We start from the raw sequence: 25643 nt of genomic DNA on the forward strand, positions 1-25643 counted from the left end.
CTTCGTAATTAACCCGCTCTTGTCCAGTCGGACAAAGCTTCTTTTCGAGCTTCGTTTGATTCGCATAGCCTGGAAGCGGTATTCTGTTCGTTTGATTCATTCTTGCTACATGAGTGCTGACCTTCGCTTTCATCCGCTTTTGCGGACACGCTTTACTTTATGAGCAAGTCTAATACATCCTAATTTCCTTAACAACAAAAGAAAGGCAGCCATGTTCGGCAGCCTTCCGATTGTGTTCGATTCGATTATATTTGCTTGACCGGTTCGATCGACGATGCATAAGGGTCGATGGTTTGAATCGTACCGTCTTCGTTATAGCGAAGTTCCGCGAATTTCACGCACCGTTTATGGTTGACGCCATCCGAGAGCGAACAGTCGTGGTAGAAGAGATACCACTTGCCACCAAACTCCACGATGGAGTGATGCGTTGTCCAGCCAATGACGGGCGTCAGGATGGTGCCTTTAAACGTGTAGGGCCCTAGGGGATCGCGGCTTACCGCATAGACGAGCTTATGCGTTGTCCCCGTCGAGTAGGATAAATAGTACCACCCGTTGTATTTGTGCACCCATGGACCCTCGAAATAACGACGATCCTCGTCGCCGGCCAAGATCGGTTGACCATCCTCGTCCATGATCGCAATCTCCAGCGGCTCTTCCTGAAAACGGCGCATATCCTCGCTTAATCGCGCGACGCGCGGGCCGAGCGCAGGCGCGCCGGGATCAGGACCGGCCGCATCCGCCACGAAGCTTCCGGTCTGCCACTTCTCCAGTTGACCTCCCCACAGCCCGCCGAAATACATATAAGCTTGATCGTCTTCATCGACGAATACGGCCGGATCAATGCTGAAGCTTCCTTCGATGTAATGAGGCTCCGGCGAGAAAGGTCCGCTCGGCGATGCGCTCGTAGCTACGCCAATCCGGAAGATGCCATCTTGGTCTCGCGCGGGGAAGAACAGGTAGTACGTATTGTTCTTGAAGGCGGCATCCGGCGCCCACAACTGCTTGGAAGCCCACGGAATATCCCGTAGATGCAGCGCTTCTCCATGGTCGACGACGGGAGAATCGAAATCATCCATGGACAGAATATGATAATCCTCCATCGCGTACTGGTCACCATTGTCATTGTCCGGGCCATCGTGGTCCAGATCGTGCGACGGGTAGATATAGATCTTGCCCTCGAAGACGTGCGCGGAAGGGTCAGCCGTGAAAATATGCGTCACGAGCGGCTCATTTGGTTTCGGTCTGTTATTCATTGTCTATTGCCTCCTATAGGCTAGAGGTCTTATCGCGCTCCTCCGCCGAGTGATAGCGATAATCTTCTCGATAAAGTGTAGCGCTTGCGAACCGATGAGACAATCCCACAACCTTTAGATGTTTACCCTATAAATTTTAGATCTTTTCGCTTCTTCACCGCATACGAATACCCCGCTCCGGCAAGCCGGAACGGGGTATTCTAGCACCTTACTACTCAATCTTAACTAATTGCCACTGCTGGTTGAAATCGCCGCGATACAGATTCTGCTGGAGCTTCGCTCCGTCCGCCGTAGAGGATCCGGCGACCTCAACCGCTCTATTGCTGTTCACGTTAAGGATGCTCCAATACCCGTTGCTCAGCTTGATCAGCCTGAATTTCTGCGCCGCATTGCTCAGATCGGACCAAAGCTGAATCGCTTCGCCGTTGTTTTTCGTCCCGTTGCGCACATCCATCACTTTGTTGTCCGAGGAACTGACGCTCCGCAGCCGGTACACATTGTTATAAGTCCCCAGATCATCCGCGACCCACCGCTGCGCGGTTGCGTTGTTGTCCGTCCACTGCTGCAGCTGCAAGCCGTTGGTGTTCTGTCCGCTAGGCACGTCGATGGCTTTGCCCGACGCGCGGTTAATCAGTTTGTAGGTCGCTCCGGACGTGATCCCGTTCCAAACTCCGTTCCAAGGGTTGAACTGCGCCCGCTCATAGTACCACTCGAAGATGAACCGGGCCATGCCGTCTCTCGTCGCATCGCCGTCATACATGAGGCCGGCCGTCGGATCGGCGAACGAGCTTCTCGTGCCGGGATTGAGCAGGAATCCGTTCATATGGACGGCAATGCTGACATTGCCCGCGGCCGTGAAGATCGCCTTGGTGTTTTTGCCGAAGCCCGCATTGGTTCCGTCGAACAGTTTCCAATACTCGGAATCCCCCGACTTCCATTTAAACCAAGTCGTCTCCGTAATGTTGATCGGATAATTGTCGGCGCATGGTTTAATATTCGCGTCCCACTGCTGCTGAAGCACCGAATAATTGTCATTCGCGCCGTAGCCTGGATACCAATGGACCGAATAGCCGACATTGTTCAGCGGATCCGTCAGCGGGTTGGTCGCGCACAGCTGATAATATTGATCCCAGCCGAGTCCCGCGGCCCAGATCACATTGTCCGCGCCCTTGCTCCGAATGGTGGCGATCATGGAATTCTGGAAATCCCGCAGCGCGTTCCAATGGGCGACGAAATCGGACTCGATCGGATTGCCGCCCCACCCTCCGTTCGCATACGACAACACCGGCTCGTTGACGAGCTCGAACATGACGTTATCCGCGCTCTTGATGGCAGGCTGCGAGGCGAGATAGCCCCAAATCTGATTGAATTTGTCCAAATTGGCTGGCGTGGTCGCCTGATTGTTCTGCAGGGTGAAATCAAGGCCAAGCGTCACGTACAGCCCTTTCGTCTTGGCATAGGCGATATACGGGATGATCACGTTCTGCGTCACGGCCTGCAAGCCCGCGAAATTATACGTTCCCGCCGCGACATCGCCCATGTCTTCCCGGTCGATGAACAGGCGAACCTGGTTCATATACCAGCCGTGGTTGTTGCCGTACTTCGCCGACGTGGTCGTGAACGTGTCCGTGATATCCTTCAAGTATGCCAAAATCGCGGCATGCCGATTTCCGCCGTGCTGGTTCAAATAATAACTGCTGTTCTGATACGTCCAATACGCCCCTGTCGGCTGGTGCCAACCGCTCAGCAGCACGGGCTGCCCGCTGCCGTTCACCAGCTGATTGCCGCTCACGTGCAGCTTGGACATCGGCATGCCCGTCCACGCTTCGGCCGGACCCGCGCCAAGCAGCGGCGATGCCACCATCACCATGAGCAGCAACAGCTTGATCGCCATGCCAAACCTCTTCATCAATCCACCATCTCCTTCGCGATTATCTAGAATAGCAAACGCAAACAACACTATGTTGAATGCGCTTACAGTTGAGATTTTATAGCAGGGGCGATGGGTCGACAACCTGTCGAACTATGCATCCATGACCGGTTTAAGTTTAGTCGTTCGATGAACTCGTTAAGCATGAACGATTTGTAAGTCAAGCAGCTCATCGAGCTAGCCGGCTTCGTGTCTCTTCCGCGTGGCAATGGTATACTAGCAAGTAGTGATTTGGCGCCCAAAAGTGCTCGAACGAGTTTACATAGAATGGTTGTGGTTCTCATGGCAGGTCTGAAGGAAATCGCGGAATTGGCCGGCGTGTCCGCCGGAACCGTATCGCTCGTGTTGAACGGAAGGGCCAAAGAGCTTCGCATCTCGCCCGCAACGGAAGAGAAAATTTTGCAAGCCGCGCGGGAGCTGGATTACCGCCCGAATGTTTCGGCCCGGCGCTTGCGTAAATCCGGCCAGGATCGGGTGCCGACGATAGCGGTTTTTTGGGCGTCCGATTTTCCGAGCGAATTATTGGGCCGATTCTTCGTCGGCATTCAGAACAGTCTGCTCGGCAAACATGAATTCGAGGTTATGGTGCAGCCCTACCGCCAATCCGAATTGCATGCTTCTAATTTGCTGACCGCCGGCGAGTTGTTTAACGGCGTCATTTTGACAGGGGTTTCCGATTCCGACATTCAGTTTCTGGAGGAGAACCGCATTCGATCGCCTATCGTCGTCTTTAATCGGCGGCTATCGAATTACAGCTCGGTCTACGTCGATGATGTTGAAGCAGGCCGTAAGACGGCGGCGTTGTTCGCCGCCAAAGGCCATAAGCGCGTCGGCATGATCGCCCCCGACGCTCAGACCGTCTCGATAACCAGCCGAAGAACGGGATTTATGGACCGTGCCCGGGAGCTAGGCCTGGAACTGCCGGAGGCGTTCAACTTCCAGGTGCCGATGTCCATGCTCGGCGGGCAAGAAGCTGCCTCCACGCTCATCGAATCAAGCGAGCTTCCGACCGCCTTGTTCTTCCCCAATGGAATTATGGCCGTTGGCGCGCTACCGGTCTTGCATCGGGCCGGCGTCCGCATTCCGGAGGAGATGGAGATCGTCACTTACGGAGACAGCGAGCATGAGCGTTTCACTCTTCCCGCGCTCTCCTCGCTGATCCTGCCGGTCGAAGCGATGGCGAGCGCTTGCGTCGACTTACTGATGGGGATACTGAAGGGCCAGCTTCATTCGCCGCATGCCGAGCGGTTTGAGACGCCTTTCGTATTCCGCGAGAGCTGTCCCCCCTTGCCGTAGGTTCCTATACGGTGAAAAGGCCATTACTCTCCTTTGCTTCGTCGGGCGTGCGCGTGTTTCTCCATAAGAGTTGCTGTACGCGACTTCGTACAGCAGCTTTTTCTATTGACAAATTCAGGAACCATTCGTTATCTTAATCTTGCTAAAACGTTTTAGTTAAAAGGAGGCGCGTTCATGTCCACGCTGGAGAGAAACGATTTGCGTCTGAACCAAGCCCTTCATGCCCATGCTTTATTTTTTGATCCCATCCTCCGCAAGGTGGATTGGTCGCAGGTGGATTCGGAGCTGAACAAGGTTCCGTATGTGGAGGAGAAGCCCGGGGTGTCGGTTACGGAGGACGGCGACGTCGTGTTCCATTATTTTGCGCCGGATGCGCAATCGGTTCAGGTCGCGCATCTCGGCGGTCCGCGGCACGATCTCGCGCCTTGCGGGGACGGTTATTGGACGGTTACGTTAACCGGTATCCCGGCCGGGTTCCATTACCATCACTATTTCGTCAACGGCGCGATGGCGACAAGTACCCTCGCCCCTTATGGCTATGGCTGTTTTCAACCGATCAACTTCTACGAAGTCCCTGATCATGAAAGCGATTTCTACTTGCTTCAGCCCGTGCCGCACGGTTCGATTCGAATGGAATTGTATGAATCGTCCGTCACGCGGCGGACGCGTAATTGCTGGGTATATACGCCGCCGGGCTATGACCGGCAGACCGACCGCGCGTATCCCGTCCTTTATTTGCAGCATGGCGGCGGCGAGAACGAGACCGGCTGGATTTGGCAGGGCAAAATCAATTACATCCTGGATAATCTGATCGCTTCCGGGCAATGCGAGGAGATGATCGTCGTCATGAACAGCGGCTATGCTTTCCAAGATGGCGAATTGAGCAACTTCCTCCCCGGCGATTTCGATGCCGTCCTGATGGAAGATTGCATCCCTTTTATCGAGAGCCATTTCCGCGTCAAGACCGATCGCGAACACCGGGCGATGGCGGGCTTATCGATGGGGGCTTTCCAGACCCTCCGGACGACCTTTCGTCATCTCGACGATTTCGCCTGGATCGGTTTATTCAGCGGCATGCTGGATTACAAAGCCGACAGCCTGTTCAATCATCGCGAGTTGTTCGAACACCCGGAAGCTTTCAACGACAAGGTGAAGCTGTTCTTCCTGGCCATGGGCGAGCAGGAAGACTGGTATGAGGCGATTGTCCGCGAACATCGGCGCCTGATTGAGATCGGTATCCGCAGCCATTTGTACACATGTCCGGGCGGTCACGACTGGCACGTCTGGCGTCGAAGCGCGCGCGCGTTCCTGCAGCTTGTCTTTCGGTCGTAGTACGGGGCTATCGGCATGAAAAAGCGAATCTATTATATTGCCGCGGCATTCATCTGCGTAGCTGCGGCTGGGGGGATCCTTGTGAATCAATTATGGCCTGAAGAACAACAACCGGCTGCCGCGCATTCGTCGGAAGCCGCGGTTGAAGCCGCAATCGCGGGGAGCATCGCGCCTCCGGCTACCGGGTTTGATCAAGAACAACCGGATACTGCACGGGGGAAGATCGACGCGATTACCTACGATTCCGGGACCGTCGGAACCAAGCGTCAGGCTCTCGTCTATACGCCGCCCGGCTTCTCGAGAGACAAAACGTACAATGTCCTGTACCTGCTTCACGGCATTGGCGGCGATGAGCGGGAGTGGTTTAATAACGGAAGTCCTCAGCACATTCTCGACAACCTCTACGCGCAGAAGAATCTCGCCGAAGTTATCGTCGTCTTCCCGAACGGGCGAGCCATGGCGAACGACCGTGCCGAAGGCGATCTCTTCGCCGAGGATAAGATTGCCGCATTCACGACATTCGAGGACGACTTGCTGAACGATCTTATTCCTTACATCGAAGCGAATTATCCCGTCCTGACGAAGCGCGACAACCGCGCGATTGCCGGACTATCCATGGGAGGCGGCCAATCGCTGAATATCGGTCTTCGCCATCTTGATCGGTTCGCCTGGATCGGCGCCTTCTCCCCTGCTCCCAACACGCTTGAGCCCGTCGAGCTGCTCCCTAACGCGGATGAAGCCTCGAAGACGCTCCACCTACTATGGATTTCATGCGGCGACGCGGACAATCTCCTCTTCGTGAGCGAGCGGACAACGGCTTTCCTGAAGGAGAAGCAGGTCCCTCATTTATGGCTGGAGGAAGCGGGCGGCCACGACTGGCCGGTTTGGAAGAACGGGCTGTATCAGTTTGCGCAGCGGATATTTAGGTAGTCGAGCTCGATTTAATTCAAAAATATTGGGACTCGCTCTCAAACACTCGAGCGGAGTCAAAACGCAATACGACGTTGTAAAACTCAAAGTCAATTGCATGGCAAAATCGAGTAGGCCTATGCGATTGGGCATTGGCCTACTCGATTCTTAAGGTTCGCTCGGCTTCAGTTCCTAGCAGAATGCCGAACAAGCCAAGAAGATTATATTTGTACTAGGTGCTCATTACGCTCAATCACTTCGATTCTGGACTTCATCCGTTCGTACGATTCCCTGCCGACCTTGCAATAGCACACGGCGCATGTGGCGCCATCGAACAGCTCTCCCCGCACATCCTCCCGTACGACACCGAAGCTGTACACTTCCTCGAGCGACGGGTCCAGCTTTTTGATAGCAACATCACATCCACAAAATCCCAACCTCATTCCATAACATAAAATGCGGCGATTTACGCGGCAATTAATGAAGAGCCTTTCCTACATCTTGTTTATTAGGTTCATCACTAATGCAAAGACCCCTCCACAATTAAACCAACTATCGGGACAATAAATGCTGCTAAGAAAAGTAAAATTGTAGAACATCCGTACTGCCGATCCGAGTCATTCACTGGATTAGCAGTTATTTCACTCAACTTGGTCAACCCGGGGAGCGCTCTACCCCATGCACAACCGGAAGGAGTCCAGCCTCAAGGCGTACGGGGCCACGGTGCCCAGCTCTATTTACTGGCCGGCTCGGCCTTGTCAACCGCCCCGCCGCCGAACACCTCTTCGACAAGCCTCTGCGTCGCCTTCTGGAACGCCACTGCCAGGGACATTGCGACGTCGTCCACATAGTTCAAGGAGGCGGTCAGGGTCTTGCTGCCGTCGGGCGTGCTGTACATCAGTGCCGCGTAGCCCGAAATGCCGCCGTTGTGAGTGATGATGGTACCGTCGCCGTTCGGGCCGGCGTCCTGCACGAACACCCCCAAGCCATAGGGGATTTTGGGATGCGGCTTGCACATCTCGGCCAGCAGCGGGGCCGGGAGGAGCTTGCCGCCCAATAGCGCGGAGATGAACGTGTGGAGATCCTGGGTGGTCGAGATCATGTCACCGCCGGTGGAGATCCAGGAGGGGTTCTGGCGGGTGACGTCGATCGTCTTCTGCTCGCCGGCGTCCTCGTACCGATAGTAGGCGTGAGCGTGCGGTCCGGGGATCTCCGGCTGGGTGTCTGGTACCACGGTACCCGACAGCCCAAGCGGTCCCAGAATCAGCCGCGCATCTCCTCGGCGAGCGCGCTGCCGGTGACCTTCTCGATCAGCAGCCTGGCCAGCACGTAGTTGGTGTTGGAATAGCTCCAGTCCGTTCCCGGCTCGAATCGCACCGGCTTGGACAAGGCCAGCCGTACCAGCTCCTCCGGCCGGTAGGTCTTGAACCGGTTGTCTACCTACTCCTGGCCCTGCCAGGGGATCCCCGGCACGACCGTCCCGTCTTCGTAGTACTCGCCGGTGTAGTTGAACACCCCGCTGGTGTGTTGCAGCAGCATCCGCACCGTGATCCGCCGGTCCAGCCCGAACGCGGGCAGGTAGTCAACAACCGGGTCGTCCACCCCGATCCTGCCCTCGGCAACCAACTGCAGCACCACGGTCGCGGTGAAGGTCTTGGTGTTGCTGCCTATCCGGAAGTGCCCGTTTGTAGGCGGCTTCGCCGCCTCGCCCAGCCTGCTCACCCCGGCGCTGCCGACCCACTCGCCCTGCTCATCGTGCACGCGCAGCTGCACCCCGAGGAAACCGGAATCGACGATCTCCTGGACGGCCTTCTGCAGCTCCGGGCGATCCTGCCCGGCAGCGGATCTTTTTTCTTTCCTATTTTCTGACAAACTAATATCTTCTGTTGTTTTCTTTTCCATTTCGTTTCCCTCACTTTACTTTTTTATTAGTCCTATTGTTTTAAATAGACTCTCTCCCCGCTTGGCGTTTTCCTTTATCAAAGAATCCGCTTGTGTTCTTTCACTATAGACGACTCCGAAATGTCACCTTTCAGCACTTGGAGCTGCTTGTTGGATTTTTGACTGTGACTTTTGACAAATTGGCATCCATGCCTTTGAGAGCAGCAAATGTCAGTTTATCCATCGTCGCGCCGTCAAAGCAGATCGTTTTGATCATGCGATAGTGCTTCTTAGTAAAGGTAAACCCCGGGTGGAAAGAAACATTATTTAATGTAGCGCCCTTGAACGAAGCGTTGCTTAATCCCGCTCTGTCAAACTTCACGCCGATAAACGTCTGTCCGTCGAAACGCTGCCCGCTCAGATCGGAGTACTTGAAGTCAACCATGTCAAACAAACAGCCTTCAAATATCGTTTTTTTAAGATCCGTCGTCGTTAACGTGACGTCGGTCAGCCTTACGCCCGTGAATTTGGCTCCGTTAAGATTCGCGCTGCTGAAGTTCGTTCGTACAAGAATCGTCTTATTGAAGCTTGCATTTGTCAGGTCAAGCGCAGACAGATTGCAGTCCGTCAGATTCGTGCCGTCAAAGTTGGCTTCGCGTACGTCGCTTCTCTTAAACGTGCTGCCGGTCAAATCCGCACCCGAAAAGTCGGAACCGTAGAGCGCGCTGCCCTTAAACTGTCCTTTATGGGCCGTAACGCCCGCTAAGTCACTCTTCGCCAGGCTGCTTCCGCTAAAGTTGGTCACGACTTGCGGTTCCAACGAGCGGGTGGTCATTGTCAATTTCTGATTCATTGCATTCCCATCTCCTTATAATAGGTTTTCTAACACACGTTTGAACCTTGATCACCCATTCATACCAACCGGCGGTATGGATAGACTTAAAATTAAGCTGCCTTTTCGGCAGTTTAGGTTTCTTTGCTGACTTCTCTAGCTGACAAACGAAACAATTCCTCGAGTCGTAGAAGCATTTGTTCATCGAACAGATCAAGCCCCAGGCCTTTCAATATTTCATCGAAAAACCTTAACTTGCGCAACATCATCTCGGGCGAAGCTTGGATGACCGTCGGGTTTAGCCATATGTTGGCGAGAATCATCAGCACCTCGCTAAGCTCCCTAGGGTATTCGGTTCGGATCGATCCGTCTATCATACCCTGTTCGATAATGGGCTGGATGTAGATGGGTACGGCTTTATGGATGATGTTCTCGATCCGTGCCGCCAGCATCTTCGGATTGCGCAAGAGGTTCGGTGCCACCGATGCCAATTCGTCTTGGGCGGGATTGTCGAGAGAGACGCGGGAAATTTTGCGAAGCTTTTCCAGTCCGCTCAGCTCCTTGTCGTCCCGGACACCCGACAGCATCTCGTCAACACCTTTGAACAAATGGTTGGTGACGGCCTCCAAGATCTCCTCTTTCGACTTGAAGTGATAGTAAATCGCACCTTTTGTCAGCCCGCCCAGCTCGTTGATGATATCCTGAATGGATGTCTGCTCGTATCCTTTTTGAATGAACAGGTTAAGAGCTACGGTTAGGATTTGGTTGATTGTCTCTTCAGGATATTTATAACTTGCCATTCGTCTCTCCCCTTGCATACGTTCGGTTGGTATGTATTAAATAATTGATTTGGGTGTTCGGGCGTAAGCAGATAGCCGTTCAGGGCAGATCGCACCTAAGACGCCTCACGAATAACCATATTATTGAGAATCAACCTTGTTGGGGTAAAAAAAGTCGCATTTCCGCGACTTTTAAACATATATGCTCTTGTCACCCGACAACAAACAAGCGACGACGGCGAGCGCTCACACGCGAAACGAACATAACAGATGAAGCTGACGTTCAGCATATCGACATTCAGTAATCGCCTTGCCTGCCTTATGCCCGGTTAACCGGCCGCATGCTCCGAATATGCCTGACGGCACTCGATTTCAGCCAAGCTGCTTCTCCAGAACAATGCTGCCAATCGAACGCTCTCCTTCTAGCAAGAAGGGAGATTTCATGCCGAAATCTCCCCTATGCTTCTCCAGCCTTAAGCTGACTCGTTAAACAAATCGACCATTCATTTTTGCCAATATACTCACTGCTGGAACAAAACCGCCGGACTTGCAGCGATATTCTGCTCGATCTGCTTGACCGCGCCCTCATACGTCATCGCGAACGTATAGGAGCCGGGCAACAACTCCTTGCTTGCCTCTCCGCCGCTTGTCATGCCAATCGGCTGCCAGCCGCTCGCATAATAGGAAGCCTCGCCTCCGTCCAGCGGGTGGCCTTGACTGTCCTTCAGCTGAACCTTCACCTTCACCGTCTGGAAGCTGACGATGGCGCTCGCGTTAGCTGATATATCCTGCGCCTTCTGCATGACCGCGCCTCCGTACGTCATCGCGAACGTATAAGAACCGGGCAGCAGCTCTTTGACCGCCTCTCCCCCGCCCGTCGTTCCGAACGTTCGCCAGCCGCCGGCGTAATAAGCGATCTCGCCTTGATCCAGCGGATTGCCTTGACTGTCTTTCAGCTGAACCTTCACCTTCACCGTCTGGAAGCTGACAATGGCGTTGTCGGTGATATCCTGCACGATCTGCTTGACCGCGCCCCCATAGGTCATCGCGAACGTATAGGAGCCGGGCAGCAGCTCCTTGCTTGCCTCTCCGCCGCTCGTCGTTCCGAACGTTCGCCAGCCGCCCGCATAATAAGAGATCTCGCCTTGATCCATCGGATGGCCTTGACTGTCCTTCAACTGCACGTTGACGTTCGTCGTCTGGAAGCTGACGACGGCGCTGTCCGATGTATCCTGCACGATCTGCTTTGCTGCGCCTTCATAGGTCATCGCGAACGTATACGACTTGTGAGGCAGCGACTTGCTTACCGAACCGGAAGCGTCAGTGATGCCGAAGTCCTTCCAGCCTCCGTCATAATAGGAGACTTGGCCGCCGCTTAGCGGATGGCCTTGACTGTCCTTGAGCTGTACCTTGACGACATTCGTATTCAGCGTAAAAGCAAACTGCCGCGGAGCCTCGACGTTGCCAGCCAGGTCGGTCGACTTATAGAGCAGCGTATAGGTGCCGCTCTGTCCGAACGTAACTGGCGCCGTATAGCTCTGCCAAGTAACCCCATTATCTTGGCTGATCTCCGTCTTCGCTACACCGGATAAGCTGTCGCTCGCCGTCAAAGTGATCGTGACCGGACTTGCGTAAGTTCCGCTTGGGCCATCCGGCTGCGCAGGTGATCCGCTAAGGGTTGTAACTGGAGCAGTACGGTCAATGTTGCCCACCGTGTAACTCGTCGTATTGGACACCGCGCCTGCGGAAGACGTTCCTCTCGCATAGACGGTCGTGTTGTCCGTCAAGACGATAGGCGCCGTATACGCCGTCCAAGAGCCGTTCGCGCCGAGCTTATACTCCTTGATCGCCGCGTCCGATGGATATTGAATCGCCACCGTGACATCCGTATTGGTCGGCGCCGTCTGGTTCGCCGTAAGGACGGCGTCTGCCGGAGCCGCGGCAGGCGTCTGCGTATTCTTGTAAATCGCGATATAATCGAACAATATCTTGCTCGTAAACCGGTACGATCCGAAGCGGAAGGTATCGATAGCACTCGCCGTGTTCGTATAGAACGGAATTCCACTGACGCGATATGTGCCGCTTGCCTTATCCAACATACCTGGCGCATCTACCGCGCCCGTGTAGCTCTTGAAGGCATCCGCCTGCATGATCAGATCATACGTCTTCGCGGCTGTATCCAGCTCGATGCGAAGGTTGATCCACTGGTCGCGCGGCAGCGCCATGCCGGCGGCTTTCGGGATTTTGACTGCTGTTGACGTCGTTCCATTCATCTTCGAATAACCGAATGTACCGTCTGAGAAGGCGATGAAACGTACAAGATCAGATCCGCCGCCGCGCAGTTTGATCTCGAAATTAGGGATGTCGCTGGATACCTTATTGAACATGAATCTCGTCTCGAACGAAACCTTGCCGCTTAGCGCCGCATTCGTCCTAGCCGCAACAGGGCTTTCCGTCGAATCGGTATCCGATAACGCATAATTATCGTTCAGCTGCAGGACGTTGCCGGTTCCTTCCGGCGACGGTACGACCGACACGGATGACCCGCTGTTCGTGCTCACCGCCCAGCCGTTGCCATTCGTCACATTCCCGGCGGCCCAATTATCGAACGATTCATAGTATTCGCCGCTTCTGCCAGCGGCAGGCAGCGTCACTGTCGTGCTCGGACCATCAAGCGTTTCCGTGCCCTGTGCATCCTTCGCCTGAACCCGGAACGTATACGTTCCTCCGGGCGCAAGGCCGGTTGCGTCATAGGTATGCGTAATGCCGTCTACTTCCGCCGCCTTCGCGAAGGACGATTGCGCGCTGTCCTGCCGATAGATCGTATACGAGGCTACGGAGCCAGTGGCAGCCGTCGCCGGATCCCATGCCAGCCTTGCCGCGCTTGGGAAGAGATGAACGGGCTGAAGCGCAGCCGCATCTCCCCAGACCGGTCCTGTCGGCGCAACCGGAGCAGCATTGTGCAACGTGACGTAATCGAATAAGAATTTGCTCGTATAGTTGAACGTGCTGAACCGGAACGCACTGATCTCCGAGACGGAGGTATTATTGTTGTAGAACGGGATTCCGGTTACCGTGTACGTGCCTGTTGCCCGATCAAGCACGGCAGGGGCGTCAACTTCGCCGGTCACGGTTTTGAAGGCGTCCATCTGCATGGTGAGATCGTAGGACTTCGCCTCCATATCCAGATCGATCCGGAGTTTGATCCACTGATCGCGCGGAAGCCGGAAGCTGGCATTCGGGATCTTGACTGACGTATTCGTCCCCGAGACTGGTTTCGAGAATCCGATCGTACCATCCGAGAAGCCGTTCAACCGCACGACATCCTTGCCGGAGCCGCGCAGCCACATCTCGAAGTTCCCGATGTCACTGTTCACTTTGTTAAACATGAATTTCGTTTCGAACGTTACCTTGCCGCTAAGCGCGGCATTCGTTCGAAGAACGATCGGACTTTCGGTGTAATCTGTCGTGTCGTGGTTGTCTGTCAGCTGCAGCGCCTTCCCGATGGAATCCGGGGTTGGCACGACCGACACCGAAGTTTGGGCATTCGTGCTCACCGTCCAACCGCTGCCGCTGGTTACGATCCCCTCCGCCTTGTCGTCGAAGGACTCATAGTACTCGCCGCTTGCGCCAGCTGCGGGCAGCGTGATCGTTCTGCTCGGGCCATCCGCCGATTCATTGCCTTTCGCATCTGTTGCCTGCACTTGGAATGTATAGGTTCCGCCAGGCTGCAGAACAGTCGCATCATACTCCTGCGCAGTACCGCTTACCGTTGCCACCTTCACGAAGGAGGCTTGCGCTCCGTCCTTGCGATAAACCGAATACGAGGCCACGGATCCCGAATTATCCGTCGCGGGACTCCAGGTCAGTCTAGCCGTATCCGAGAATAGATGCTGAGGCAGTAGCGCCGATGACGCCTCCCACACAGGCGCATTCTCATCCTCCGTCGTCACTTGGAGAACCGCGCTTGCCAAGGAACGATTGTCGCTCGTATCGACCGCTTCGACCGTGATGGCATAGCTCTTGCCGGCCTCTAGACCGCTTATGGTTGCCGTCTGCACCTCGCTCGGAACGGTCTTGTTCTTCACGCCGTCGACATACACGATGTATTCCTTCACCGCTGCTTGATCTGTCGAAGCGCTCCAGCCGATGGTTGCCGATGTGTCCGTCAGCGAAACGATATGGACATCCTCTGGTGTGGTCGGACGCACCTCATCGGCTTTCCGCTCGATCAGGCCGATCCAGTCTAGATTTATGCCTCCCTTGTCGTTCCACATCGTAATATCGACAGGTCCTGCCCCCAATTGCTGGCCGATCTTGACGCGAAGTCCTTGCCAATATTGCGGCTGCGTCCCGTAGTCGAAGGTCGGAGGAGCTTCGAAGGCCGTTGCTTGGCTCCCGACCATGAGACTCCTGCCCGAAGCCTCCCCCGGACTCAATCCGAAGGCGACATACTTCATCACCAGATCGTAGGTACCTGCTTTGGGCACGTTAAAGGTCCATCGGACCTTCTGTCCCGTTTGCGTCCAGTTGCCCAGACCTTGCCCGCCGGACAGGAACGGTCTTGTTGAATAGACGCTGACCCCGGGGTCCATTTCGACCGCAGTCTCGGCCTCGATCCAATTGAAGGCTAATGTATTCCTCATCGTTTCCGGGTCCGTCCACACCTCGGCCTGCGTAGAATTGCTTCCGCCAACTTTGCTCAGCTTAACAGGGCCGACAGGCCCGCGAATGATAATGCTGGCATTCGCCTCCAGATAGACGTCCTTCGGGCTGCCATGCTTCTCGAAAATAAAGCCTTCCGGCGCTTCCGTTACACGATATAAGCCTGCTGTGTTGTTAAGCTTACCCCAAGCGACAGCAACCCCCTGCTTATCGCTGTGCGCTTGCAGCGTCACCTGTTTCTGGATACCATCAATCTCGGTTGTAATCGACACAGGATCCAGCGGCTGCGGCAATGTCACCTCATTCAGCTTGAACGCATGCTGGCCTTTCTCCACGTGGAGTTCGAGCTTACTGCCTGCTGTGTCCCAATGCACGCCGCGCATGCCGACTGCCTCTGACACCGATCCCCCCTGCGGGATATCCGATCCATCCGTATGGCGTACATGAGATGTTCCAGGCGCGTACAGTTCAACCTGCGTATCCGATGAACTTGACACGGAGAGATCTCCGCCGCCATACGCCACCGTTGCCGGGCTGGAACTCTGAATGAGCACATTGCCATCCCTCGTCAGTTTGGTTCCTTCGAGCAGCACCGCGGAATTGCCTTTAATCGCCACCGCTGTCCCGTCAAATTGCAGGCTGCCCGTGTCCACTTCACCCGCTGCAGTCAAACGAACGTATACAACGGTTCCATCGCTAAACGTCAGCTTCGTGTAGTCATCATGATTCTCCGTCAACACGTCCTGAGGATCCGTCCCCCGCTTGAAGGCTTCCATGGTGGAGACGAAGGTCGTCGCTTGCGTCTTCGGCGTAATGAAAGCCGCGTGCAGCTGGCTTCGATTCGCAAAAGCCGACTTTTCATACGGCTTCCTTTCAATGCCGTTTGCGTCCAAGTATTTGTCCTCAAGCGTCGACCGCAATCCAGCTGGCGCCTGGAAACGAACCTTCAGCCCCGCGTCTCTCTTCCAGATCGTCGCGCCGGCCTGATCGGCATCCATGTCGAGCACATCGTCGGCATGCAGACGCCATTCGAATTCCGACCCTTCCGGGTTCGCCGATTCCAGCTGATCGATCACGACAAACATATCGGGTCTGACATACAGAATGCTGCGGTTCGCCTTGTTCAGCTTACCCCCGTAGGCAGAGACCGCATCGCCGCTTGCTGCGTCAAAGTCCGGGTGCGTGACGAAGCTCATGATCTTGCCGTCCGCATTGATATTGTCGTACAGCTGGCCTTTCTTGCCATCGATCGTAATCGCGTTCGCCGCTAACGTCTGCTTCGCAAAATTCTTATCGTGTGGGCTATCGTAGTAGTCATAGAAACCGCTCTCGACAGCAAGCGATTCACCGAAGGCGTTCACGATGATGCCATTCTGATCCGCTAAGCTATGGTTATAGGTGCCGAATGGGCTCGACTTGAAATAGAGCGACACCCGGTCCGGATCGTATAAATTGGAATGCATCGTGACGAGGCCGATATCCTGGAACCATCTGGAGTCCGGCAGGTCCACTGGCGGTCTTGAAGCTAGGCTCTGATCCCCGTAGAAATACGTGTAGAGATCCGAATTCATGCCGGACCCGATCGCTTCAGCCCCCCATTTCAGCCGGGGATCGCCGTACATTTGCGCAAGCCGGTTAAGAAGCGTCACGCTTGGCGCGCCGGGGATATATTCGCTGTCGTGGCCGAATATCCCTTTCGTACTGCCTTTCGGGAACGCGTACAGCGGATAAAGGCCTTCATTGCGGGAAAAAGCTTTATCGTACAAATTGAATCCGCTTGCAATCAGGAGGACATCTGTAAACTGCTTGCTTAGCGTTGACGACCACTGCCAATAACCAGTGCCTTGCGACCATCCTCCGTTCTCGCCGCCCCAAGGAGGCAGGATATTGATATACGCAGGAACGACTTGCTTAAACCACGTCTCCGCTTCATCCAAGTCCGTGATCAATGCCGTCGCGATGATCCCGATGAAGCCGAACGCCGTCCAGCCGTGCGAGTTATACGGGTTCTTCTGAATCGGGTGTTGCACGACGAGCTTATCCACCATCGTCTGCGTACGCTCCTTCACCATGCCCAGGACCGTCTGTTTCTCCTGTTCGGTGAGAATATCGTACAGCCAGTCGTAAGCGATCGCGGAATTGAGCGCGATGAGCCGGTAAATCTGGTCCTGGTTCGCGTAGCTCGTCGCTCCTTCATGATCCCAGCTGGCGATATCGAGCAGCCGGTCCTTCGCATATTGGCCGACCTGCGGCGAGCCTGTCAGCAAATAGATGAACGACGCATTCAGCATCTTGCTGGCCAGCGGCTCCGTGTAATTGCGCAGCGCCGATGCGGCGGCGACGAATTCCTCTTGGGTGTGCGTTACCGGGAATGTAGGTTCGACAAACTCACACTTCGTCGGATCCTGTGTGCAAAGGTTCACATCCGTATTGACCAAGTGGTTAATCCGCTGAAACACCGCTTGACCGGTCGTGTTGCGAAGGTTCCGAAATTCAGCAAGCGTCGTTGAATTCGTCCATATGCGGGGGTGTGTCTGGCTGATGTTGCCGACCAACTCTTCGACAGGAGGAACCAGGAACGGGACATTCTGCTCGTCGATCCTGAATTTACGAATATCGCTCCATGCCGACCAGCCGCCATCCGGCTGGTGATAACGGACACGCCAAAACCAGGTGCCCGCCTCGAACGTTTCATTAAAATTGTAGAAGTTCACGGCTTGCGTCTGTTGATCATACGCGACGCTCGCCATCGTGGAGCTTCGGCTAACCTGCAGCTGATAGTTGTCCGCCCCGTTGATGTAGGGCCATCTGAAGTCAGGCGGGTTCTGCGTCGTGGTGAGGGAGTCCGTCGGCCCGAACGGCATATTGAGCCCTGACAAGACCGAAGCAGGCCAATCTGCATCTGCTGCAGATGCACGTTGTAATGGCAGCACGCTAAACCAGCTGAATACCAACATGAACGCCATCACCATCGCCAACCGGCGATTTGAATACAAGGCAGTCATCTTCCCTGATCAACTCCTATTCAAATAATGGTCATCCCCCAAATCCGGTTCTTCTTCCATGCCGCTAGGTAACAATTCCAGCGCATCCCCCCTCTCATCGCCTTCCTCGATTAGAACAATGAGCTCTCCTTATTCACCCGCTTCACAGCTTCATTCGTCATCAGAATGATCAGGAAGCAGAGCACGGACTGGTACAGGCCAACCGCAGCAGCCATCCCGAATTCCTGCATATCCAGCAGCGAGCGGAAGGAGAAGGTGTCGATAATGTCCGTCTTGTCGTATAGCAGCCCGTTATTCCCGATGAGCTGGTAGAACAGGCCGAAGTCGCCTCTGGCAATTTGGCTGACCTTGAGCAGCAGGAGGACGATCATCGTCGGGACGATCGACGGGAGGGTAATATAGAAGATTCGCTGCAGCACGTTCGCACCGTCGATTTTGGCGGCCTCGTACATTTCCGTATCAATGCCGGCGATGCTCGCCAGATAGATGACGGTGCCATACCCAACTGCCTTCCAAGCGCTGAAGAAGACCAAGATATACGGCCATAAGCCTGGCGTATTATAAAAGTTGACCGGCGGGAAGCCGAGCGACTTCAACAGCGTATTAATCGAGCCGAACTCATAATTGAGGAAGTTATAGACGATGGCTCCGGCGACCACCCATGAAATGAAATAAGGGAGGAAGATCACCGACTGCAATATTTTTTTGAACACCTTGCCTGCCAGCTCGAACAGAATCACCGCAATCGTAATTTCCAGCACGTTGTTCACAATCATGAAGACCACGTTATACACGATCGTATTCTTCGTCACCAGCCATGCTTTGCCGGATTGAAAGAAGAATTCGAAATTTTCGAAGCCTGCCCATGGACTGCCGAAGATGCCATCCGTATATGTGTAGGATTTGAAGGCCACGATCATGCCCGCCATCGGGAAATAACTAAAGACGAGAAAGAATACGAAAGCGGGCAGCATCATCACGTACATCGTGCGATTTTTCCGCAAATCGTGCGCTATGCGCTTCATCCGCATACGGACGCCTCCTAAGTAACGAAAGAACGAGAGCGACTGTTGGTTGATCTTGCAGCCTCTCTCGTCCTTGTTCCCTCTATTTCTTCACATTCTTCAGATACTCATCGATCTGCCTCTGCGCTTCAACCTTCAGCTTATCGAGGCCTGCTTCCTTAAACTTGGCGTTAAGCGTGTTCACGGCCTCCACCGGGTCGTTCACGATGCCAAGCGTAATGGGCAGCATGTATTGGTCCTTCACATTCTTGATCGCGGCCAATTCATTCTTGATGTTCGACGTATCGAGCACGAAATTAAGCAGCGGATTCGTAATCGCGCTTTTCGTCCATGCTTCTTTAATCGCCGCAACCTCATCGGGTTCATCGGCAAGCGGCTTGATCAGTCCTTGCGTTCTCCAACCCCACGGCGAACCAGCATCGACTCTGTAGCCGGAATCGGTGCCGCCCAGCGCCTTCACTTTGTTATCGGATGTCAATTCGTAATGCTTGCCTTTGATGCCATAGGTCGTCAGATTGAAGTACGCCTCGTTATTCCGCAGCAAATCGAGCAGCATCAAAGCTCGTTCCGGATGCTTGGAATTCGCGTTGATGGACATGCCGTTGCCGATGTACGGATTCACGTAAGTCGCTTTACCGTTATACAGATCAAACAGCTCGACCTTCCATTCCGGATGCTGCTGATTGGCAGCCGTTACATTCAGACTCATACTTTGAATATTGCCGGCCATCGAGGCGCTCTTCCCGGCCAGGAAAGATTCCGGGATCGGCGTCTTGTTAAGCATCGCATTCTGCGACCAGTAGCCCTTCTTGCTCCAATCGGCCATTTTCTTCGCGAATTCCAAATATTGCGGCGTCTGCGCAATGTCGACCAGCTTGCCAGAGGCGTCCTTCAAGTCCACCGTCACATGCGAATTACCGATCACGTACTTGGGCGTAAATTCGGTTCCGACAATGAAATCGTATAGGGTATAGGCGCCGATTCCTTCATCAAAAGGAACCAGATTCGGCTCATTCTTGGCTATGGCGTCCAGATATTTCTCGAAATCGTCGATCGTTTTGAGCGGCGGGATGTTGTGCTTCTCCCGTAAATCCCCTCTGACGCCAACGACAGCCATCGAGAAGTCCTTCGTCGAGGCAGGAGCCATATAGATTTTGCCTTTCACCTTTGCTTGTTCCCAGGCCTCCGGTGGCATTTCCTTCATCGTCAGCGGAGCATACGTGTTCAGCAGCTCCGGCGTGAGCTCAAGGTATGCGCCTTTCAACGCCTGCTCGCCATATTTAACCCAGTTCGCGGAGAACACCAAGTCAAATTCCTCGCCTGTTGCGAACAGCAGCGGGTACTTCTGCAGGTAATCTCCCCAGGAGAGGAAAATAGGCTCGACCGTTGCATTGATATCGCGTTTGAGCATCTTATTGATTTCATCGTAGATAAGCCCTATATCTTTGGGCTGTTCGCCAACCAGGTACATCTTCAGCTTCACTTCTTCGCTAATATCCGGCTTGCCCGCTTCAGACGATGTGTTCGTGCTTTTGCCGGTGTCGGCGCTCGATGCCGGCGGTGCATTTTCCTTCTCCGCGTTGTTCGAACAGCCTGCCGCAAACATGACCAGAGCTAAGCTAAGCACCATCAGCAGCTTTACAGGTTTCATCGATCCATTCCGCCCCCTTTTTACTTGGATCTCGCATGTATGATGAGCGGCCGAAGCCGGGGTCATCCTTTTACCGAACCGATCGTAATGCCTTGAATAAAGTACTTCTGCACAAACGGATACAGCAGCACGATTGGCCCGGTGGCAATAACCGTCATCGCCAGCTTGAACGACTCCTTCGGCGTCTCCATGACGACCGCCCCTTGCGATGCAACCGAGGCATTCGCGAACGACATGCTGTTCAACACTTGGTAAAGAAAATATTGCAGCGGATACAGATGCTCTTTGTTGATGAATAACGTGGCGTGATACCAATCATTCCAATAATTCAAGGCAATGAACAGGCCGATTGTAGCCAGCGCCGGCTTGGACAGAGGCAAGATGACGGAGACGAAGATGCGGAAGTCTCCCGCGCCATCCATCTTGGCCGACTCGCTGATTGCATCAGGGATGGTCGAGCTGATGAAGCTTCTCATAATAATGATGTAGAACACATTCAACAGAGAAGGCACGATCAAGGCAAGCAGCGAATCCTTCCACCCTAGGTACTTCACGATCAGGATATACCAAGGCACAAGTCCGCCCGAGAATAGCGTGGTGAAAAAGAAATAGAAGGCAAACATATTCCGGTACGTGAAGTCTTTCCGTCCCAGCACATAAGCGGTCATCGCCGTTATGAACAGCCCTGCTAACGTGCCTATGACCGTGACGAGCAGCGTGATCTGATAGGCGGATGCGATCTGCCGCGGATTATCGAAGATGAACTGATAAGCATCCAAAGAAAAGCGTTGCGGGAATAAGCTGTAACCGTTCTTAATAATGTGCGACTCCTCGGTTATGGAACCGACCGCAATCATAAGGAAGGGGATTAAACACATCGCCGCGAACAACATGATCAACAGATAGCCGACCAGATTGAACCCCATTTTCTCTAACGTCAACTTGCTCTTCATGGATCCCTCCGTCGATATGGCGTTGTACAGGTCAACCGGTTTCCTAATCCCATAGTAGACGACGGCCCCGCGCCCCGTATACTTCAAAAACCGTTGAAACTGCTGTGCTTTTTTGTGGAATCCCGCTATACGAATCTGCTCCGCTTTACATTTTTTGTACATGGGCTTACCCGTTCTTCTAAATTTCTTTATAATAATGACAACATCGATTCTCCATAACGAAGGAGCATGGATAACGGATGAAATTGATTGCAGCCCGCGCACCGAACAGGCTCTACGCCAGCATCTTTCTGTCCCTCATCGTTTGCATCCTCCTTACCGTCGTCACCTTGTCCTTCACGCTCTATTCCAGCTTCGAGAAGATCGCCTTATCGAACCTATATGCTTCGGAGAAGAACAGCTTGTCCCAGACGAGCTACGGCGCCAAGTCAATGATTGAGAACTCCACCAATTATGCGCTTCAGCTTTATGAGGACCCTCGCTTCGACCGGCTGCTGCATTATCCTTCGCCGGGGAGCGCGGAGATTACCGCCGCTCTGAATCATCTCAATACTTACTTGAATGTGAACTATTTCTTCCATTCCATTTACCTTTACAGCAAGAGCTCGAAGACGTTCTACGCCTCCACCCCTTCCTATGTCAATGCCGTTCAAAGCTTCGAGGATTTCTATGATGGGGACGCCCGCAAACTGATCGAGAACTTCAGCAGCTATAAACGCCTTGCGCCTATTCCCCGGGCAATACCTGTTCAGACTCCCTTCCAAGACACCAAAACCGCCAACGTGTATACATTCGTATTTTACGATCTGCTGGGACAATCCAAGGAGCTCGACAATGTCATCATCCTGAACGTCCCTGAGCGATGGATGAAGGAAGCGATCCTAAGCCTGGATAAAGATCAGACTGGATCCACGTTTATCATTGACAGTGCGGGTACGCTGGTCACCAGCACCGATACGATGCCTTTCTTGGCTAATTTGCAGAATAAGCCCTATGTGAACAAGGTGTTGGCTGCCTCTGACAGTCAAGCCTCCGATTATTTTGTCGATGAAGTGGAAGGGGTCAAATCGCTCGTCGTCTATTCGAAGCATGAGGTCACGAATTGGATCTTCATACGGGTGCTGCCTTACGAGACGATATTGGGAAAGATCGAGACGATGAAGAATACAGTGCTTCTGATCTGCTTCGTCATTCTGCTGATCGGGCTTGGCATTTCCTTCTTCCTGTCGAAATCGCTGTATAAGCCTATCGATAAGGTCATCGTCAGATTGAACGTGCTGATGAAAGAAAAGCACACTCATCTTGATAAATGGAAGCAGAATTTTCTGCGCCAGCTGCTGCATCATAGCGCGAATATGAAGCCTCATGATCTGGAGAAGGAGCTCCAGGAATTGGATCTCGCCCTGGATCCTGCCAGAGATTATGCGGTTATCCTTTTCGTTATCGACCGTTTCGACTCGATTTCACGTCAGTATCCCTATAAAGACCGGCTGCTGCTCAAGTATGGCGTGATGAATATCGCATCCGAATGGTTCACCAGACTGGGGCGCTGCGAATGTATCGATGACGATGAGAAGAGCATTGCTATACTTCTGAACGGGCGTCTTCAGGACGAACATGCATTGATCGATGCCGTACATAACGTGCAGAATTCCGTCGAGCACTATCTCAATCTGTCCATTTCTGCTTCCATTAGCCAAATTGGTGACCGTCTGACCGAAGTATCCGACTTGTATAAAGAAGCCCACCAGCAGTTAGGATGGAAATTCATGGTTGGCTATCGTTGTATCCTGCATAATCGTCTGCATGGTTCGGACGCGCCGGCTCCCTTCATCTATCCCGCCCAGCTGGAGAGCAACATGCTGGAGACGCTTAAGCTGGGTAAAGCAGCAGAGTCGAAGCGATGGTTCGGCGAAATCGTGGATTCCGTCACCTCCTCCCCCTACGTCGCGTACAACATGCTGTTTAACCAATTGGCCTTCTCGATCAGTACGATATCGGCCCACATGGACAAGAGCGCAGGCCGAAGAGCAGATTATGATTTTGGCGCGTTCATCAATCAGATGCATAAGCTGGAGACGCTGCAGGAGGTTCGGATGCATTTCTGCGAGTTGATCGATCAGTTATGCTTCGGCTTCAAAGACAAAAAAAGCGCCAAGCATGACAGCTTGATCGCTTCCATTGACCGAATCATTCAGCAGAATTATGCCGACCGGGAATTATCCTTAAACAAAATCGCAGAGCTCCTGGATCTGTCCCCTGCCTATCTGGGGCGTATCTTCAAGCAGATTACCAATAAGTCACTCCCCGATTATGTCAATGAATTCCGGATCGTCCGGGCGAAGGAACTGCTCGCCTCCACGCCTCATTCGATTGAGGAGATCTCGCAGAGGACCGGCTATAATCAAAGCACCTACTTCTATAAGGTGTTCAAAAAATATGCCGGGATTACGCCAGCCGAATATCGCCAGAATGCGAGTGAATAGATGATTTCGTTAATTGTCGTATCTTATTTCACCCCACCCGCTGCGGCCGGAGCTTAGGCGGTTGCTCTCCTTCGGAATCGGGCAACCATATGCTGCGCCGGCAAGCCGCTCCTGCAGCTAGGCCTTCGCCGTCTCGATCATGCCGCATCGGTCAATGCGGCAATCGCGGTGCAGGCCAACGCCTTTATTCCCGAATTCATTAGAAAAAAACGTAAGTGCTCGTTAATTCAGTATACATCCGATGAATATTTATGCACATGCAGTATTCCTTTAATCCAAGTCAATCGTGCAACAAAAAAAGGGGGTGTCCCAAAAGTCATCAAATGATGACGATGAGACACCCCCGTTTTCTTACAACATCTTTGGTTACCGTATCCACTGCGCGGTCGCATGTTCTTCCGATCGCTGTTGTTCCCGGATTCCTTGAATGTATTTGGCTAAGGTAGGAATCCGCTCACAAAGGCGAACGCTGACGCTTCTCCAGAATCATGCGACCAAAGGTGATTGGCTTGCGTTCCCTGGAAGGGAAAGCAGCATTCACCTCTCCGTTTGAGGTAACCACTCAAAATTTCAAAACAAAAAAAGCCTGTCCTTGTTAGAATGGAAGTACCACCAACCATCCAACCAAAGGAGAGGCTTCTTTTGTACAAAGAATATACCATGGACTAACTGTCCTTGCCAATGGACTTGCAAGAAGATATCCCTCAAAACCATCTCGTTCGCATCGTCAATGATGCGGTCGACCGCTTAAATATGAACCTCTTCACCAAGGCCTATCCCGGCGGCGGTCGGGACAGCTACCACCCCAAAATGCTGACGAAGATCATCATCTACGCCTACACGCAGCGGATTTACTCCTCGCGCCAAATTGCTAAAGCTGTTCGGGAGAACATCATGTTCATGTGGCTGGCCGCGCGGCAGCGCCCAGACTTCCGCACCATTAATCGCTTTCGTTCCGAGCGCATGAAAGACGTATTGGAATCCATTTTCACCGCCGTTCTTCAGTTTCTCGTCGAAGCCAAGTACGTCAAACTCGAGCATTACTTCGTCGATGGGACCAAGATCGAAGCCAATGCGAACCGTTACACCTTCGTCTGGGGTAAGGCGGTCATTAAACACAAAATGAAACTGCAGGAGAAAGTACAGACCTTGTTCGCGACCATCGAAGAAGCGGAGAAGCAGGAAGACCAAGTCCTCCGCGGTCTGGATCTAAGTGAGCTTGGTGAAGCAGCAGACATGACGAGCGAGAAGCTGGAACATGCGGTGCAGCAGCTCGAACAACGACTCGAAGCGAAACCAAAGGACAAGCCGCTCAAGAAAACAGTTCGCATCCTTCGTAAAGACCTGCTGCCGCGACTCCAAAAGTACGAATCCCAGCAAACCATCTTGGGGAGCCGCAACAGTTTCAGCAAAACAGATCCAGACGCCACCTTCATGCGCATGAAAGAAGACCATATGCGAAATGGTCAGCTCAAACCCGGCTACAATGTACAGATCGGAACCGAGAACCAATTCATCCTGGGATACAGCGTTCACCAGCGTCCAACGGATACCAGATGCCTGAAGCCGCATCTGGAGAAAGTGAAACACGCATTAGGTGCACTGCCTAGCACAATCATTGCGGACGCCGGCTATGGCGGAGAAGA

General features: G+C 53.5%; 13 protein-coding genes and 1 pseudogene. 5 read left to right on the forward strand and 9 right to left on the reverse strand.

Annotated features, from left to right (window positions below; all coding sequences use genetic code 11):
• Nucleotides 1–245: 245 nt before the first annotated feature.
• Entirely contained in the window at nt 246–1253 is a 1008-nt protein-coding gene (locus BCM02_RS11560; protein ID WP_148929199.1) for a glycoside hydrolase family 43 protein, read from the reverse strand.
• Between the two features lie 211 nt (nt 1254–1464).
• Nucleotides 1465–3162 carry an RICIN domain-containing protein gene (locus tag BCM02_RS11565; protein WP_148929275.1) on the reverse strand — a complete coding sequence of 566 codons (1698 nt, stop codon included), beginning with the start codon at nt 3160–3162 and terminating at the stop codon, nt 1465–1467.
• A 288-nt stretch (nt 3163–3450) separates the two neighbouring features.
• Between BCM02_RS11565 and BCM02_RS11570 the strand changes: the two genes are divergently transcribed.
• The 3 genes from BCM02_RS11570 to BCM02_RS11580 all read left to right on the forward strand — a co-directional run bounded on the left by BCM02_RS11570 (nt 3451) and on the right by BCM02_RS11580 (nt 6741).
• Nucleotides 3451–4479: a LacI family DNA-binding transcriptional regulator gene (locus tag BCM02_RS11570; RefSeq protein ID WP_148929200.1), complete on the forward strand. Its 1029-nt coding sequence runs from the start codon at nt 3451–3453 to the stop codon at nt 4477–4479.
• Between the two features lie 174 nt (nt 4480–4653).
• Complete coding sequence (locus BCM02_RS11575; protein ID WP_148929201.1) at nt 4654–5811, forward strand: alpha/beta hydrolase-fold protein; 1158 nt, start codon at nt 4654–4656, stop codon at nt 5809–5811.
• Nucleotides 5812–5892: 81 nt separating this feature from the next.
• Nucleotides 5893–6741 (forward strand): alpha/beta hydrolase, encoded by an 849-nt coding sequence (locus BCM02_RS11580; RefSeq protein ID WP_246183334.1) that lies wholly within the window; start codon nt 5893–5895, stop codon nt 6739–6741.
• Between the two features lie 712 nt (nt 6742–7453).
• Here the strand turns inward: BCM02_RS11580 and BCM02_RS36470 are convergent.
• The 7 genes and pseudogenes from BCM02_RS36470 to BCM02_RS11615 form a co-directional block, all read right to left on the reverse strand.
• Nucleotides 7454–8622 (reverse strand): annotated as a pseudogene (locus BCM02_RS36470) (serine hydrolase domain-containing protein).
• Nucleotides 8623–8752: 130 nt separating this feature from the next.
• Nucleotides 8753–9454 (reverse strand): pentapeptide repeat-containing protein, encoded by a 702-nt coding sequence (locus BCM02_RS11590; RefSeq protein ID WP_148929203.1) that lies wholly within the window; start codon nt 9452–9454, stop codon nt 8753–8755.
• 113 nt (nt 9455–9567) lie between these two features.
• Complete coding sequence (locus BCM02_RS11595) at nt 9568–10233, reverse strand: TetR/AcrR family transcriptional regulator (protein WP_148929204.1); 666 nt, start codon at nt 10231–10233, stop codon at nt 9568–9570.
• 500 nt (nt 10234–10733) lie between these two features.
• Entirely contained in the window at nt 10734–17873 is a 7140-nt protein-coding gene (locus BCM02_RS11600) for a DUF4962 domain-containing protein (RefSeq protein ID WP_187434159.1), read from the reverse strand.
• A 119-nt stretch (nt 17874–17992) separates the two neighbouring features.
• Complete coding sequence (locus BCM02_RS11605; protein WP_342791303.1) at nt 17993–18913, reverse strand: ABC transporter permease; 921 nt, start codon at nt 18911–18913, stop codon at nt 17993–17995.
• A 76-nt stretch (nt 18914–18989) separates the two neighbouring features.
• On the reverse strand, nt 18990–20558 hold the full coding sequence (locus BCM02_RS11610) for an ABC transporter substrate-binding protein (protein WP_187434160.1): 1569 nt from the start codon (nt 20556–20558) through the stop codon (nt 18990–18992).
• Nucleotides 20559–20620: 62 nt separating this feature from the next.
• Nucleotides 20621–21511 (reverse strand): carbohydrate ABC transporter permease, encoded by an 891-nt coding sequence (locus BCM02_RS11615; protein ID WP_148929207.1) that lies wholly within the window; start codon nt 21509–21511, stop codon nt 20621–20623.
• Nucleotides 21512–21750: 239 nt separating this feature from the next.
• On the opposite strand from BCM02_RS11615, the gene BCM02_RS11620 reads away from it, so the two are divergent.
• Both BCM02_RS11620 and BCM02_RS11625 read left to right on the forward strand, forming a co-directional pair.
• Nucleotides 21751–23997: an AraC family transcriptional regulator gene (locus tag BCM02_RS11620; protein WP_148929208.1), complete on the forward strand. Its 2247-nt coding sequence runs from the start codon at nt 21751–21753 to the stop codon at nt 23995–23997.
• Between the two features lie 681 nt (nt 23998–24678).
• Nucleotides 24679–25643: IS1182 family transposase (locus BCM02_RS11625; protein ID WP_246183335.1), on the forward strand; the 965-nt coding region annotated here is incomplete at its 3' end.

The organism is Paenibacillus methanolicus (genome assembly GCF_008124765.1).
Taxonomy (GTDB): Bacteria; Bacillota; Bacilli; order Paenibacillales; family Paenibacillaceae; genus Paenibacillus_Z; species Paenibacillus_Z methanolicus.